Annotated in this window: 16 protein-coding genes; 12 read left to right on the forward strand and 4 right to left on the reverse strand. The window is 69.0% G+C overall.

Features of this window, described 5'->3' with window-relative positions:
* Window positions 1-33: 33 nt before the first annotated feature.
* The 8 genes from DDZ18_RS07980 (at window position 34) to DDZ18_RS08015 (ending at window position 6,358) form a co-directional block, all read left to right on the forward strand.
* Window positions 34-633 carry a YceI family protein gene (locus tag DDZ18_RS07980; RefSeq protein ID WP_109252826.1) on the forward strand — a complete coding sequence of 200 codons (600 nt, stop codon included), beginning with the start codon at window positions 34-36 and terminating at the stop codon, window positions 631-633.
* A 3-nt stretch (window positions 634-636) separates the two neighbouring features.
* Window positions 637-1,248 carry a cytochrome b gene (locus DDZ18_RS07985; RefSeq protein ID WP_109252827.1) on the forward strand — a complete coding sequence of 204 codons (612 nt, stop codon included), beginning with the start codon at window positions 637-639 and terminating at the stop codon, window positions 1,246-1,248.
* An 8-nt stretch (window positions 1,249-1,256) separates the two neighbouring features.
* Window positions 1,257-1,805 (forward strand): YceI family protein, encoded by a 549-nt coding sequence (locus DDZ18_RS07990; protein WP_109252828.1) that lies wholly within the window; start codon window positions 1,257-1,259, stop codon window positions 1,803-1,805.
* 45 nt (window positions 1,806-1,850) lie between these two features.
* Window positions 1,851-2,807 carry an L-threonylcarbamoyladenylate synthase gene (locus tag DDZ18_RS07995; protein WP_109252829.1) on the forward strand — a complete coding sequence of 319 codons (957 nt, stop codon included), beginning with the start codon at window positions 1,851-1,853 and terminating at the stop codon, window positions 2,805-2,807.
* Between the two features lie 53 nt (window positions 2,808-2,860).
* Entirely contained in the window at window positions 2,861-3,184 is a 324-nt protein-coding gene (locus DDZ18_RS08000; RefSeq protein WP_109252830.1) for a GrlR family regulatory protein, read from the forward strand.
* A gap of 39 nt (window positions 3,185-3,223) precedes the next feature.
* Window positions 3,224-4,630 (forward strand): FAD-binding oxidoreductase, encoded by a 1,407-nt coding sequence (locus DDZ18_RS08005; RefSeq protein WP_109252831.1) that lies wholly within the window; start codon window positions 3,224-3,226, stop codon window positions 4,628-4,630.
* A 72-nt stretch (window positions 4,631-4,702) separates the two neighbouring features.
* A complete protein-coding gene (gene yaaA, locus DDZ18_RS08010) occupies window positions 4,703-5,482 on the forward strand; it encodes a peroxide stress protein YaaA (protein ID WP_109252832.1) in 780 nt (259 codons plus the stop codon).
* A gap of 75 nt (window positions 5,483-5,557) precedes the next feature.
* Entirely contained in the window at window positions 5,558-6,358 is an 801-nt protein-coding gene (locus DDZ18_RS08015) for a 3-hydroxybutyrate dehydrogenase (RefSeq protein ID WP_109252833.1), read from the forward strand.
* A 630-nt stretch (window positions 6,359-6,988) separates the two neighbouring features.
* Here DDZ18_RS08015 and DDZ18_RS08020 read toward each other — a convergent pair.
* Window positions 6,989-7,648 (reverse strand): SOS response-associated peptidase, encoded by a 660-nt coding sequence (locus DDZ18_RS08020; RefSeq protein WP_109252834.1) that lies wholly within the window; start codon window positions 7,646-7,648, stop codon window positions 6,989-6,991.
* A 47-nt stretch (window positions 7,649-7,695) separates the two neighbouring features.
* Between DDZ18_RS08020 and DDZ18_RS08025 the strand changes: the two genes are divergently transcribed.
* Window positions 7,696-8,118: an NUDIX hydrolase gene (locus DDZ18_RS08025; RefSeq protein ID WP_109252835.1), complete on the forward strand. Its 423-nt coding sequence runs from the start codon at window positions 7,696-7,698 to the stop codon at window positions 8,116-8,118.
* Between the two features lie 32 nt (window positions 8,119-8,150).
* On the forward strand, window positions 8,151-8,573 hold the full coding sequence (locus DDZ18_RS08030) for a TIGR02301 family protein (protein ID WP_109252836.1): 423 nt from the start codon (window positions 8,151-8,153) through the stop codon (window positions 8,571-8,573).
* Here the strand turns inward: DDZ18_RS08030 and DDZ18_RS08035 are convergent.
* The 3 genes from DDZ18_RS08035 to DDZ18_RS08045 are packed head-to-tail and all read right to left on the reverse strand — an operon-like array spanning window position 8,570 to window position 11,603.
* Entirely contained in the window at window positions 8,570-9,271 is a 702-nt protein-coding gene (locus DDZ18_RS08035; protein ID WP_109252837.1) for a DUF4386 domain-containing protein, read from the reverse strand. The genes DDZ18_RS08030 and DDZ18_RS08035 overlap by 4 nt on opposite strands.
* A gap of 23 nt (window positions 9,272-9,294) precedes the next feature.
* A complete protein-coding gene (locus tag DDZ18_RS08040) occupies window positions 9,295-10,632 on the reverse strand; it encodes a dihydroorotase (RefSeq protein ID WP_109252838.1) in 1,338 nt (445 codons plus the stop codon).
* Entirely contained in the window at window positions 10,629-11,603 is a 975-nt protein-coding gene (locus DDZ18_RS08045; protein ID WP_109252839.1) for a glycosyltransferase family 9 protein, read from the reverse strand. Before DDZ18_RS08045 ends, DDZ18_RS08040 begins: the two co-directional genes overlap by 4 nt.
* Before the next feature lie 225 nt (window positions 11,604-11,828).
* On the opposite strand from DDZ18_RS08045, the gene ygfZ reads away from it, so the two are divergent.
* Complete coding sequence (ygfZ, locus tag DDZ18_RS08050) at window positions 11,829-12,674, forward strand: CAF17-like 4Fe-4S cluster assembly/insertion protein YgfZ (protein ID WP_109252840.1); 846 nt, start codon at window positions 11,829-11,831, stop codon at window positions 12,672-12,674.
* A 133-nt stretch (window positions 12,675-12,807) separates the two neighbouring features.
* On the forward strand, window positions 12,808-13,380 hold the full coding sequence (locus tag DDZ18_RS08055) for a DNA-3-methyladenine glycosylase I (protein WP_109253096.1): 573 nt from the start codon (window positions 12,808-12,810) through the stop codon (window positions 13,378-13,380).
* Window positions 13,381-13,476 lie beyond the last annotated feature (96 nt).

The raw sequence follows: 13,476 nt of genomic DNA on the forward strand, positions 1-13,476 counted from the left end.
GCTAGCCTGATCCGTTCCCCGGGAGCGCGCAGCATGCTCATCCGTCGCCTCGTTCTGTTCGCCGCCCTGCTGGTCTCGGCGTGCGTCTCCGCGCCGACGACCGATCCCGCCGAGCTGCCCGCCGGCGACTGGACGCTCGACCAGGCCCACACCCAGGTCATCTGGCGCGCCCGCCACATGGGGCTGTCCTGGTATGTCGGCCGCTTCGACGACGCCGAGGCGAGCCTGTCCTTCGACCCGGCCGATCCCGAAGCCGCGCAGATCACGGCGATCGTGCGCGCGGCCTCGATCTCGACAGGCGACCCGGATTTCGACGCGCGCCTGCTAGGCTGGCTCGGCGCCGAGCGCCATCCCGAGATCGTCTTCCGCTCCACGCGGATCGAAATCACGGGCGAGCGCGCGGGCCGGGTGCACGGCGAGCTCTCGCTCAACGGGATCACGCGGCCGGCGGTGATGGAAACGGAGTTTTACGGCGGCGTCCAAAATCCGCTCGAAGGGCGTCAGGCCGTGGGATTTGGAGGAGACCTCGTGATCGATCGCACCGAATTCGACGTCGCCGGTCTCGGCTCCAATTTCGTCGGGACCGAAGTTCGCCTAAGTATAGAAGCGGAATTCCTCGAGACGGAGGACTGAAAGATGAATCGCCCATCGACCGAAACGCGCCGCTACACCACGATCGCCATCGCCTTTCACTGGACGATCGCCATCCTGCTGGTGGGGATGGTCTTCTACGGCTGGTGGATGGAGGAGGTGCGCGACGCCGCGTTCGACGGCGAGGTGTCCGTCGAAAGGGCGTCGGCGGTCTACAACTGGCACAAGACGATCGGGCTGACGATCCTTGTGTTGTCGCTCGGCCGCCTGGCCTGGCGGCTCGGCCACAAGCCGCCCGCCCTGCCCGCGGCGATGCCCGGCTGGGAACGCCTCGCCGCACGTTTCACGCATGTCGCCTTCTACGCGATCATGATCGGCGCGCCGATCGCCGGCTATGTCGCGGCGTCCTCCTATGGCGAGGGCTTCCCGATTCTCGCCTTCAACGCCGTCGAGCTGCCCAAGCTGCCGGTTCCGCGCACCGAGGATTTCCATGAAGCCGCCGGCTCCATCCACGGGGCGGTCGGATGGGTGATCCTCGTCCTGCTCGCGGTGCACGCCGGCGCGGCGTTCAAGCATCACTTCGTCGATCGGGACGGCGTGCTGACGCGTATGATCCCTGGACTGAACCGTCCCGCACAGAAATCGGCGCAGCAGTGAGACCCGCCATGCTCCGCCTGCTTGCGACCGCCTGCCTCGCCGCCGTTCTCGCCGCGCCGATGGCGCTCGCGCAGGACTGGCTGGTCGACCCGGAAGCTTCCTCGGTGACGTTCGAGGCGACGGCGTTCAATTCGCCGGTGACCGGCGAATTCGCCGATTTCGGCGCCGAGATCCGGCTCGATCCCGACGACCTGTCCGACGCGCGCATCGACGCCGTGGTGCGGACCGGCTCGGCCCGGATGTCGAACGACAATTACCAGGCCGCGGTGACGGGAGCCGGCGGCCTCAATCCGGGTGATCATCCCGCCGCCCGGTTCCTATCGACCGACGTGACGCGATCGGGCGACGGCTACGAGGCCCGCGGCGACCTGACGATCAATGGCCGCACGCGCGAAGTCGCGCTTCCTTTCACCCTCGACATCACCGGTTCGCGCGCCGTCGCCGAGGGCGCGTTCGCGATCGATCGCGGCGATTTCGGCGTCGGCGGGCCCGACTGGAGCGATGTCGACCAGCAAGTGACGATCCGGCTTCACATCGAGGCCGAAGCCGCCGATTGAACGCGCGCAGCCCCGGTCTCGCCGGCGCTTCCAGGATGCCCCCCAATGACCGTCCCCGTCAGACCCGCCGACGATCCCGCGGCGCTCGACGCCGCCGCGGAGATTCTCGCCGGCGGCGGGCTCGTCGCCGTGCCGACGGAGACCGTCTACGGCCTCGCCGCCGACGCGACCAACGGGCGGGCGGTCGCCCGGATCTTCGAGGCCAAGGGCCGCCCGCGCTTCAACCCGCTGATCGCCCATGTCGATTCGATCGCGCGCGCCGAGCGGCTCGTCGATCTGGGCCGCCTCGGGCATGCGCTGGCCGACGCCTTCTGGCCCGGCCCGCTCACCGTCGTGGCGAAACGCAGGGCCGGCTCCGACATCTCCGATCTCTCCGCCGCCGGTCTGGACACCCTCGCGGTGCGTTGGCCCGACGCGCCGGCCATGACGGCGCTGATCGGCCGTCTCGATCGCCCGATCGCCGCGCCGAGCGCGAACCCGTCCGGCGCAGTCAGCCCGACGACGGCGGCCCACGTCGCCGCGGGGCTGGGCGATCGCGTCGACCTGATCCTCGACGGCGGCCCCTGCCGGGTGGGGCTGGAGAGCACCATCGTGGCGATCGACGAGGAGAAGGCGACGCTGCTGCGCGCGGGCGGCGTCGAACGCGGCCGCGTCGAGGCGATCGCCGGTCCGCTCGCCACGCCCGAAGCGGCGTCCGCGCCGACGGCGCCGGGCATGCTGTCGAGCCACTACGCCCCGCCGGTGCCGCTTCGCCTCAACGCACAACTTCCCCATACAGGCGAATCCTGGCTCGCGTTTGGGTCGCAGCAACCAATTGAAAACATTCAAATGTTTAATTTGTCCCCGACAGGAAACCTGGCCGAGGCTGCGGCGAATCTGTTCGCGGGGCTCACGGAGCTCGGCGGCCTCGGAAAACCGATCGCCGTATCGCCGATTCCCGAATCCGGGCTCGGCGAGGCGATCAATGACCGGCTTCGCCGCGCGGCGGCGGCTAAGGGATGACTGGAAAGCGGAGGTAACTCCGCGTAAATCTGGACGGAAACGGACGGTTCCGCATGAAGAACGGGCTCTACATCGTCAACTTCCGCACGCCGCTTGATGAAGCGTCGGGGGTGGTCGTCGTGCAGGACGAGACCGTCTACGGCGGCGATTCGGGGATGTACTACGTCGGCTCGGTATCGGGCGACGAGACCGCCCTGCAGGTGCGCCTCTATGTACGCCAGCACAATCCCGTCACCCAGTCCGTTTTCGGCGACTACACCGACTTCGAACTCAAGCTGAAAGGCAGCCGGAAGGGCGACGGCTACCTCTTCGAGGGCCGCGCCGACGCCGCGCCGTCGCTGCGTTTCGAGGCGCGGCTGAACCCCGCCGAGGTCTAGGCCTTACATCGCCGCGGCGAGCGTGTATGTCTGCCGGGCATGACGCACGCCGAAATACTCGATCGCCTGAAATCCGATCTCGACGCGAAGGCCTGGTCGGACGACCCGGCCGAACTCGAGGGCCATGTCAGCGACTGGCGCGACCGCCATCACGGCGCGACCCCGCTGCTGCTCAAGCCCGGCTCGACCGACGAGGTCGCCCGCATCCTCCAGGTCTGCAACGAGGCCGGGATCGCCGTGCTGCCGCAGGGCGGCAATACCGGCCTCGTGGGCGGTTCGACGCCCGAGGGCGAGGTCGTCCTGTCGCTCAAGCGCATGAACGGCGTGCGGGCGATCGATGCGGCCAACGAATCCGTCACCGTCGAGGCCGGGGCGATCCTCGAGGCCGTCCAGAACGCCGCGGAAGACGCCGGCAAGCTCTTCCCGCTCAGCCTGGGCGCGCAGGGCTCGGCCATGATCGGCGGGCTGATCTCGACCAATGCGGGCGGGGTCCATGTGCTGCGCTACGGCATGATGCGCGATCTCGTGCTCGGCCTCGAGGCGGTGCTGCCGGACGGACGCGTGGTCTCGGACCTCTCCGGCCTCAGGAAGAACAACACCGGCTACGATCTCAAGCAGCTCTTCATCGGCGCGGAGGGCACGCTCGGCGTGGTCACGGCGGCGACGCTGAAGCTGTTCCCGCGCCCCGCCTCGGCGTCGGTCGCGCTGGCCGCGGTCGAGAGCCCCTCGAAGGCGGTCGAGCTGCTCGGCGTGATGAAGGATCTCACCGGCGACGCGGTGGCCGCCTTCGAACTCATGCCGAAGGTCGGGATCGATCTCGTCCAGGACCATTTGCCGGGCGCGCGCGCCCGGCTGGAAAGCAATCCCGACTGGACCGTGCTCATCGAGATCGCGTCGGCCGAGGCCGACCGCGCCGAGACGCTGATGGAGACCGCGCTGGAGACCGCCTTCGAGCGCGGCCTCGTCACCGACGGCGCGGTGGCGCAATCGGAAGCCCAGATGGCCGAGTTCTGGGCGCTGCGCGAGGGCATCCCCGAAGCCGAGAAGCAGCACGGCAAGGCGGCCAAGCACGACGTCTCGGTGCCGGTCTCGCAGATGGGCGCCTTCATGGAGACGGCGATCCCGAAGGCCGAAGCCGCCGTCGAGGACGGCATGGTGATCGCCTTCGGCCATGTCGGCGACGGCAATGTCCACTTCAACCTCGCCCGGCGAAGGCCCGGCGCCGGAGACGATTTCCTCGCCGCGGCGAAGCCGGCGACCAAGCTGATCTACGACCTCGTCGACGAATTCGGCGGTTCGATCTCCGCCGAGCACGGGATCGGCACGCTGAAGCAGGCCGAGCTGGCCGCGCGCAAGCCCGTCGAGCTCTCGGTCATGCGCGCGATCAAGCAGGCGCTCGACCCGAACGGGATCATGAATCCGCGCGTGCTCATCCCCCGCGACTGAACCGCTCGTCCTGCGGGGTTGGAACCCGGCCGCCGCGACCGTATCTCCTCCCCGGACAAAGGAGACGATGTGATGCTGATCCTGCTCTCGCCCGCCAAGCAGCTCGACTTCGAACCCGCTCCCGTCGATCTCGACCCGACGACGCCGGCGCTGATCGATCGCACGCGCGAACTCGCCGAGACGACGGCCCGGCTCACCCCCGGCGATCTCAAGTCGCTGATGGGGATTTCCGACGACCTGGCGCAGCTCAACCGCGAGCGCTTCAAGGCGTTCGACCCGGACGCCGAGACCGGCAAGCCGGCCGCGCTGGCCTTCGCCGGCGACGTCTATCGCGGGCTCGAGGCGGCGAGCCTGTCCAATGACGATCTGGTCTGGGCGCAGGATCATCTCCGGATCCTGTCGGGGCTGTACGGCGCGCTGCGGCCGCTCGACGCCATCCAGCCCTATCGCCTGGAGATGGGCACGCGGCTGCGCACGGAGCGCGGCGGCAATCTCTACGATTTCTGGGGCGACGACATCGCCGGGGAGATCAAGCGCGTCGCGAGCGGCCACGCCGATCGAACCATCGTGAACCTCGCCTCCAACGAGTATTCCAAGGCCGCGCGGCTGAAATCGACCGGGCTTCCGGTGGTCTCGGTCGACTTCAAGGAGGAGAAGGACGGCCGACTGCGCACGCTGATGGTCTACGCCAAGAAGGCCCGCGGCCTGATGGCGCGCTGGATCATCGAGAACCGCATCGAGACGCCCGACCGCCTGAAGGACTTCGATCTCGAGGGCTATCGCTTCGAACCGGAGGGTTCGACGGACGACACGCTGCTGTTCACGCGGCCGCAGCCCCCGAAAAAGAACTGAAGTCTCTCCCCTTGACGCGAAACGGCCGCAGGCCTCTTTTGCACCGCAGCAATATTCGGCATCGGGAGCAGCTCCATGGGCGCCGTGAGTGTTGATCTGAAGGGCCAGGTCGCCGTCGTCACGGGTTCGACGAGCGGGATCGGCGCGGCGCTGGCCGAGAGCCTGGCCGAGAACGGCGCGAACGTGGTTCTGAACGGGCTCGGCGACGCCGACGAGATCGAGGCGCTGCGCGCCTCCATCGCCGACAAGCACGGCGTCGAGGTCCGCTATCACGGCGCCGACATGCGCAAACCCGACGAGATCGCCGATCTGATCGCCTTCGCCGAGCGCGAGTTCGGCCGGCTCGACATCCTGGTCAACAACGCCGGGATCCAGCACGTCGCCCCGGTCGAGGAGTTCCCGACGGAGAAGTGGGACGCGATCCTCGCGATCAATCTGAGTTCGGCCTTCCACACGACCAAGGCCGCCGTGCCGGTGATGAAGCGCCAGGGTCGCGGCCGCATCGTCAACATCGCCTCGGCGCACGGCCTCATCGCCTCGCCGTTCAAGGCGGCCTATGTCGCGGCCAAGCACGGCGTCGTCGGTCTCACCAGGACCGCCGCGCTCGAGGTCGCCGAGGCGGGCGTCACCGTGAACGCGATCTGCCCGGGCTATGTGAAGACGCCGCTGGTGGAGAACCAGATCGCCGATACGGCGAAGGCGCGCGGGATCAGCGAAGACGAGGTCGTCCGCGACGTCATGCTGGCCGCCCAGCCGACCAAGAAGTTCGTCACCTATGACGAGCTCGCCGGCCTGCTGCTCTATCTCGTCTCCGACGCCGGCGCCTCGGCCAACGGCGCCGCCTATCCCGTCGAGGGCGGCTGGCTGGCGCAGTAGCGTCGGCTTCCCATCCGGTTGAAAGCTCTAATCAGCAACTCCGGATACCGCTATCAAGGTGGGTAGACGTCGATATGTGGTATTGATAGCATTATTCACACCTAGGGGATGCGGTGGGCGTGAAAAATGAGTCGGGCTTTTTTGCTTGCTCTAGCAGTTCTCCTCGGACCAAGCGCGTCAGCGCAAAGTTGGGGGACATATGACCGCGCGCACTCTGTAGGGCGGTTTCAAGATTTTTATGTCATTCAAGACAATGGAGCCTGCTACATAAAGCAGGGCTATCACAATAATCCATCGCGAATGGAATTACTCTATAGTCAAGAACGTGGCTTATCCCTCATTGCGTCATTCCGGTCGAAGCCCGATGCAGTTGCCTATGAAGTTGACCCAGCGGACGGTGTTCCGACCAATCGCGTACCAGCCAATATGATTGAGGCGTCAAACCTAATACATTTGCCGCGCGATGGTCTTATTGAGGAAATGAGCCGAGGCCGCATTCTCTCAGTTCAAGTACAGCTGAATGGTCAGTGGTCATATATGCAAGAATTTTCATTGATGGGATTCAGCGCAGCAATGAATCAGCTGTCTGAACCTCCGTGCAGATAAAGAGCTGCCCGATTACATAGGAGCCTAATTCACCTCGGCCTCGATCAGCTCCGGCCCGTCATTGCGCACCGAATTGACCCGCGTCGAGATGCGCCGGGCGGCGAGCGCGCCGTCCGCCGCGGGATGCAGGAAGGGCTGTGGATCGATATCGGGGTCGAGCCAGTCCGACCACGCCCCGGACTCCAGGATCACCGGCGCGCGGTGATGGATCGCCTTGATGTCGGCGCTGGCGTCGGTGGTCAGGATCGCGAAGGAGTCGACGCGCTCGCTCCCCTCGCCCCAGCGCTCCCAGAGCCCGGCGAAGACCATCGGCTCGCCGTCGGCGCGGGTGATGTACCAGGGCTGCTTGCGATCGCCCTCCTTCGACCATTCGTAGAAGCCGTCGGCGGGCACGAGCGCGCGCCGGCGCGCCATGGCGGCGCGGAACATCGGCTTGTCGGCGGCCGTCTCCGCGCGCGCGTTGATCAGCGGCTTGGCGCCCTCCGGGCCGGTCTTCGACCAGTGCGGCACGAGCCCCCAGCGGATCTGCGACAGGCGGGCCTCGCCTTCCTTGCCGCGGCGGATGACGGGCAGGTCCTGCGTCGGCGCGGCGTTCCAGGTCGGCTGGAGATTGGGCCGGTCGGTCACGCCGAACATGGCGCGCATCTGGTCAAGCGATACGGTGATCACATAGCGTCCGCACATGGACGCAACGTTTCCCGCCCCGTCATGACCCGTCAAGGCGCGCCCCGATGAGCGCGGACCGACCCATCCCGTCGGCCGGCGTGGTGTGCTGGCGCGATGAGGACGTGCTCCTCATCCGCAGGTCGAAACCGCCCTTCGCCGGGCGCTGGTCGATCCCGGGCGGGCGCATCCGCGCCGGCGAACGCGCGCCGGACGCCGCCCTGCGCGAGCTGCGCGAAGAGACCGGGGTCGAAGCCGAGATCCTCGGCCTGATCGACGTCGTCGACGCGATCGGGACCAGCGGCCATTTCATCCTGATCGACTACGCCGCGCGCTGGACCGGCGGCGAACCGCGGCCCGGCGACGATGCGGCCGAGGCCGTCTTCGTCTCGCGGGCCGAAGCCGCGGCCCGGCTCGACTGGGACGAGACGCGCCGCGTGCTCGAGGCCGGCCGGGCGATCTACGACCGGGCGCGCGGAAAGCGGCCTTGATTCCGCCGGCTTCGGCGATAAGGGTCCCGCCCATGACGAGACGGGCGACATCCCTCCTGGCGGCGCTGCTGGCGGCCGCGGCGCTGGCTGTTCCCAGCGCTGCGCAGGATCTCAAGCCGTACGATCCCGAGGACGAGGCCGAGGATGGCACGGCCTCCTCGCTCTATCCCGTCGAGCAGCTGTCCGGGATCATGGGCGAGCTCCACTACATCGCCTACGCCTGCGAGGGCGCGGAGGCGCAGCGCTGGCGCAACGCCATGCAGGAGATGCTCGACCTGGAAGCGCCCACCCGCGGCCCGTTCCGCCAGCGCCTCGTCGACAGCTTCAACCAGGGCTTCCGCTATCACCAGCAGCGCCGCACCCGCTGCGACGCCGAGGCCGAGGTGGAGCGCCGCCGGCTGGCGATCCAGGGCCGGGCGCTGAGCGAGACCCTGCGGCGGGAATATATCGACTAGCGCGTCGGCGTCCGGACGCCGCGGACGACCAGCCAGAGCCCCAGCGACAGCTCGGCGACGAGGGCGATCGCATAAAGCGGCGCGACGGCCTCGATCAGCGACGGAGCGAGGAAACGCGTCAGGCTGCCGGCGAGATAGACCAGCCCGGCGGCGATCACGAGACCGCCGATGATGCGCGGAAGAATCCACGATTTCACAATCAGATAGCCGACGATCAGGCAGCTGAACCCGAAGAAGATCAGGCCCAGATCGTAGCCGTGGGCGTGCACCTCCATCGCCGACAGCGCTAGCGACTCGCGCGCCGCCGGGCCGAGGCCGGCCGCCGGCCCGGCGGCGTCGAGCAGGATGAGCGCCGCGACCGGGTTCAGGAGATTGGCGGCCAGGACCGCGGCCTGGATTCCCCGGAAACCGGCCGCGAGCAGGGCGAGCGTCGCGCCCGCCGGGCGCAGCAGCGCGTAGAACAGGACGGCCACAACGATGTCGCTCGCGATCATGGCGGCGTCGCTCAGCAGCCCGAGCCGGAACAGCCCTTCGGCGTCGGCGATCCGCGCCGCCGTGGCCGCCGCGTCGCCGGGAACCAGGAGCGCGCCGCGCACGCCGAGTTCGGCGAACAGCCCGCACGCGATGATGACGAGATAGAAGACGCCGGCGGTCCGGGCGAGCGCCTGGCGGGCCCTCAGGGAGCCGTCGTTGTTCATGGCGTTCGGCCGCCGGCGGCGCGTCAGCGCGCCCCCAGCGTCTCCACGAAGCGCGTCGGCCGGCCGGTCGAGGGCGCGACCAGCTCGTCCTCGCGCATGACGGCGCGGCCGCGCACGATGGTCGCGACCGGCCAGCCTTTCACCGTCATGCCGGTGAAGGGCGACCAACCGCATTTCGAGGCGAGCCAGCTTTCCTCGATCGTGCGCTCGGCGTTCATGTCGACCAGCGTGAGATCGGCGTCGTAGCCGCGCGCGATCCGGCCCTTCGCGGCGAGACCGAAGATGCGCTGCGGGCCGGCGCTGGTGAGGTCGACGAAGCGCTCCAGCGTCAGCCGGCCGGCGTTGACGTGGTCGAGCATCAGCGGGACCAGCGTCTGCACGCCGGGCATGCCCGACGGGCTTTGCGGATAGGGCTTCGACTTCTCCTCGACCGTGTGCGGCGCGTGATCCGAGCCGAGGACGTCGACGACGCCCTGGTCGAGGCCGCGCCAGATCCCCATGCGGGCTTCGTGGTCGCGGATCGGCGGGTTCATCTGGGCGTAGGCGCCCAGCCGCTCGTAGCAGTCCGGGCTCTCCAGGGTGAGATGCTGGGGCGTCGCCTCGACGCTGGCGACGTCCTTGTGCCCGCTCAGGAACTCCATCTCCTCGGCGGTCGAGATATGCAGCACGTGGATGCGCTTGCCGGCCTCGTGGGCCAGCCGCACGAGCCGTTCGGTCGACTGCATCGCCGCGCGCTTGTCGCGGACCTCCTCGTGGCTCGACCAGTCGCCGTCGCGGGCGAGCCCGCGGCGCTCTTCCAGCCGGAATTCGTCCTCGGAGTGGAAGGCCGCCCGGCGCTCGATGACGGCGAGCACCGCGGCGACGCCGGCGTCGTCGTCGACGAGCAGATCGCCCGTCGAGGCGCCCATGAACACCTTCACGCCGCAGCATCCGGCCATGCGCTCCATCTCGCGCAGCACCGGCGGGTTTTCCTTCGTCGCGCCCGCGTAGAAGGCGAAGTCGGTGTGCATGCGATGGGTGGCGCGCTCGACCTTGTCGGCGAGCAGGTCGGGCGTGATCGTCGAGGGGCTGGTGTTGGGCATCTCGAAAACGCAGGTCACCCCGCCCATCGCCGCGGCGCGGCTGCCGGATTCGAGATCCTCCTTCCATTCCATGCCCGGCTCGCGGAAATGAACCTGGGAGTCGATCACGCCCGGCAGGACATGCAGGCCGGCCGCGTCGATGGTTTCGCCGGCCCGGTCGGCGGACAGGTCGCCGATCGCGGCGAACTTGCCGTCGACGATCCCGACATCCGCCTCATGCCGGCCGTCGGGCGTGACGACCGTTCCGCCCTTCACGATCAGATCGAATGTCCGGGTCATGCGGCCTTCCTTTCGCTGAGCAGCTGTTCGGCGGCGGACACGACGGGATCGACCTCCAGCGCGCCCATCAGGCTTTCCTCGGCGAAGCGCAGCCTGCCGCGTTCGCGCTCGTCGGCGGGCCCGCCCGCGCGGACGGGACGGGCGAAATCGCCCCACGGCCCGTAGACGCGTTCGTCGGTCGGACCGAAAAGGCCCAGCGTCGGCGTTCCCGCCGCGGCGGCGATGTGCATCAGGCCGGAGTCGTTGCCAACGAACAGCGTCGCGCGCCTCAGGCAGGCGCCGGCCTCGAGCAGTCCCAGCTTTCCGACGAGATCGATCACGCGATCCTCGCGCAGCCCCTTGCACGCCGCGGCCGCCGTCGCCTCGTCGCCGGGGCCGCCGAGCAGGACGACATAACCGCCCTCCAGCGCGCCGCCGGGACCGGTCAGGCGTCCGGCCAGCTCGGAAAAGCGCTCCGGCGCCCATTCCTTGAAGGGCGCGGCCGCCGCCGGCGCCAGCGCCAGCACCGGCGCGTCGTCCGGGATCAGGCGCGCGGCCTCGGCCTCGGCGGCGGCGTCGAGCCAGAGCGCGGGCGCGAAGATCGCGTTCGGATCGAGCACCCGCGAGGCCTCGACTACCTTGTGCACCGGCGATCCGTTGACGGCCGCGCCGTTGAGCCCGCGCCGCTTCACGACGCGCCGGCCGGCGCGCAGGAACCAGCTCGTCGCCGAGCCGCGCAGATCCACGACCAGGTCCCAGTGCCGCGATACGGTGCGCCGCCACAGATCGAGCCAGTGTCCGCCGCCGGGGCGCTTCTCCATTACGATGACGTCCTCGACGCACGGCGCGGCGCGGAAGAGCGGCGCGGCGAGCGGGCCGCAGGCCACCGTGATCCGCGCGTCCAGCTCAGTGCGCGCGAGATGGTCCACGAGGCCCGAGGCGAGCACGGCGTCGCCGATCCGCGTGGCGGTTATGAACAGGATGCGCGACATGCCGGCGGCGGGATAGCCCTTTCGCGGCCCGAGCGCCAGTGCAAGCAGAGAGACTCGGTGCGGGATGATTGAATTCCCGGACGCGCCGCGGGCGCGATCCGGGACCTCTGCGAGATTATTCGCGGAGAGGCCCCGGCTCTCCCTCCGGTCGGCCGGGGTTTCAGGAGGCTGCGTCCGGTCCCGAGCGCGATTGACGCGGAACGCCGCATCGCCCAATTCAGCGTCATGACCGACGCGCCCGACTTCCTCACCGCCCTGCCCGACCGCGCCGTGATCCGCATAACCGGCGCGGATGCGCGCAGCTTCCTGCAGCGCGTGATCACGCGCGGCCCGGAGGATCTGCCCGACGGCGGCGCGATTTTCTCCGCCCTGCTCACGCCGCAGGGCAAGATCCTCGCCGACTTCGTCATTTTCGACGACGGCGAGGGCGGGCTCTATCTCGACACGCCGGCGAGCGAGGCCGAGGCGCTGGCCAAGCGCCTGGCGATGTATCGCCTGCGGGCGAAGGCCGAGATCGCCATCGACGCCGAACTCGCCGTGGCGGCCGCGCGCGGCGAGGGCGAAGCCGAACTGAAGACGGTCGCGCACGCGATCGCGCCCGCCCCCCGCAGCGCAGCGCTCGGCGTCCGCGCGATCGTGACCGCCGGCGGCCCCGAGGACGTCGACGCCTACGACGCCGCGCGCATCGCCGCCGGCGTCCCCGAGTTCGGCCGCGACTACGGCGCGGGCGAAGTCTTCTCCACCGACGTCAATCACGACCGGCTGGGCGGCATCGACTACCGGAAAGGCTGCTTCGTCGGCCAGGAGGTCGCCAGCCGCATGCACAGGAAGGGCGGCGTTCGGAAGCGCACGCTGCGCTTCGCCCTCGAGGGCGGATCGCCCGAGGCGGGTGCGGCCGTGACCGCCGGAGAAAAGAAGGTCGGCGAGGTGACGTCCGCCGCCGACGGTCTGGCGCTGGCGCTCGTGCGGGTGGACCGGCTCGCGAAGGCGGTCGAGGACGGCGGCGCGATCACGCTCGGCGAAGCGGCCGCCCGCCTGCTCGACGACCTCGACGCGATGACGGCGGCCTGACCCCCACCCCCGCCCTCCCCCTGAGAGGAGGGAGTCCCGCCCATCGCGACGGAGACGGATTCGCTGATCGAACACGCGTCTCCCTCCCCTTGAGGGGAGGGTCGGGGTGGGGTGAAACGGAGAGATGAATGAGATGACAAGCCGCTGCGCCTGGCCGGGCGAAGACCCGCTCTATGTCGCCTATCACGACACCGAGTGGGGCGTGCCCGAATACGACGACCGCGCGCTCTACGAGAAGCTCGTCCTCGACGGCTTCCAGGCCGGGCTGGCCTGGATCACCATCCTGAGGAAGCGCGAGAATTTCCGCGCCGCCTTCGACGGTTTCGACCCGGAGACCATCGCCGGATACGGCGAAGCGGACATCGCGCGCCTGCTCGGCGATGCGGGCATCGTGCGCTCGCGCGCCAAGATCGAGGCGGCCATCGCCGGCGCCCGGGCCTGGTGCGACATCCAGGCGAGCGACCGGTCCTTCTCCGAGCGCCTGTGGGGCTTCGTCGACGGCGCGCCCAGGCAGAATCGATTCGTATCGATGGCCGACGTGCCGACCGAGACCGACGAGAGCCGGGCCATGTCGAAGGAGCTCAAGCGGTTCGGCTTCAAGTTCTGCGGCCCGGTCATCGTCTACGCCTTCATGCAGGCCGTCGGCATGGTCAACGACCACGTGACGGGCTGCTTCAGGCACGCCGAGCTGTGCGGGCCGGGGTGAGACCATCTCTCCCAAGGAAAGAACGCGCGCCGACCCTCATCCTGAGGCGCCCGCCGCCAGGCGGGCCTCGAAGGATGCGAGGTCGTCCGTCATCCC

The sequence above is a fragment of the Marinicauda salina genome (assembly GCF_003122085.1).
GTDB lineage: Bacteria > Pseudomonadota > Alphaproteobacteria > Caulobacterales > Maricaulaceae > Maricicauda_A > Maricicauda_A salina.

Coding starts and splice junctions, on each gene's coding strand:
- DDZ18_RS08015 (WP_109252833.1), top strand. CDS start 5,558: ATGGGCGCCGTGAGTGTTGATCTGAAGGGCCAGGTCGCCGTCGTCACG.
- DDZ18_RS07980 (WP_109252826.1), top strand. CDS start 34: ATGCTCATCCGTCGCCTCGTTCTGTTCGCCGCCCTGCTGGTCTCGGCG.
- DDZ18_RS08055 (WP_109253096.1), top strand. CDS start 12,808: ATGACAAGCCGCTGCGCCTGGCCGGGCGAAGACCCGCTCTATGTCGCC.
- DDZ18_RS08030 (WP_109252836.1), top strand. CDS start 8,151: ATGACGAGACGGGCGACATCCCTCCTGGCGGCGCTGCTGGCGGCCGCG.
- DDZ18_RS07995 (WP_109252829.1), top strand. CDS start 1,851: ATGACCGTCCCCGTCAGACCCGCCGACGATCCCGCGGCGCTCGACGCC.
- ygfZ (WP_109252840.1), top strand. CDS start 11,829: ATGACCGACGCGCCCGACTTCCTCACCGCCCTGCCCGACCGCGCCGTG.
- DDZ18_RS08005 (WP_109252831.1), top strand. CDS start 3,224: ATGACGCACGCCGAAATACTCGATCGCCTGAAATCCGATCTCGACGCG.
- DDZ18_RS08035 (WP_109252837.1), bottom strand. CDS start 9,271: ATGAACAACGACGGCTCCCTGAGGGCCCGCCAGGCGCTCGCCCGGACC.
- DDZ18_RS08045 (WP_109252839.1), bottom strand. CDS start 11,603: ATGTCGCGCATCCTGTTCATAACCGCCACGCGGATCGGCGACGCCGTG.
- yaaA (WP_109252832.1), top strand. CDS start 4,703: ATGCTGATCCTGCTCTCGCCCGCCAAGCAGCTCGACTTCGAACCCGCT.
- DDZ18_RS08000 (WP_109252830.1), top strand. CDS start 2,861: ATGAAGAACGGGCTCTACATCGTCAACTTCCGCACGCCGCTTGATGAA.
- DDZ18_RS08025 (WP_109252835.1), top strand. CDS start 7,696: ATGAGCGCGGACCGACCCATCCCGTCGGCCGGCGTGGTGTGCTGGCGC.
- DDZ18_RS08040 (WP_109252838.1), bottom strand. CDS start 10,632: ATGACCCGGACATTCGATCTGATCGTGAAGGGCGGAACGGTCGTCACG.
- DDZ18_RS07985 (WP_109252827.1), top strand. CDS start 637: ATGAATCGCCCATCGACCGAAACGCGCCGCTACACCACGATCGCCATC.
- DDZ18_RS07990 (WP_109252828.1), top strand. CDS start 1,257: ATGCTCCGCCTGCTTGCGACCGCCTGCCTCGCCGCCGTTCTCGCCGCG.
- DDZ18_RS08020 (WP_109252834.1), bottom strand. CDS start 7,648: ATGTGCGGACGCTATGTGATCACCGTATCGCTTGACCAGATGCGCGCC.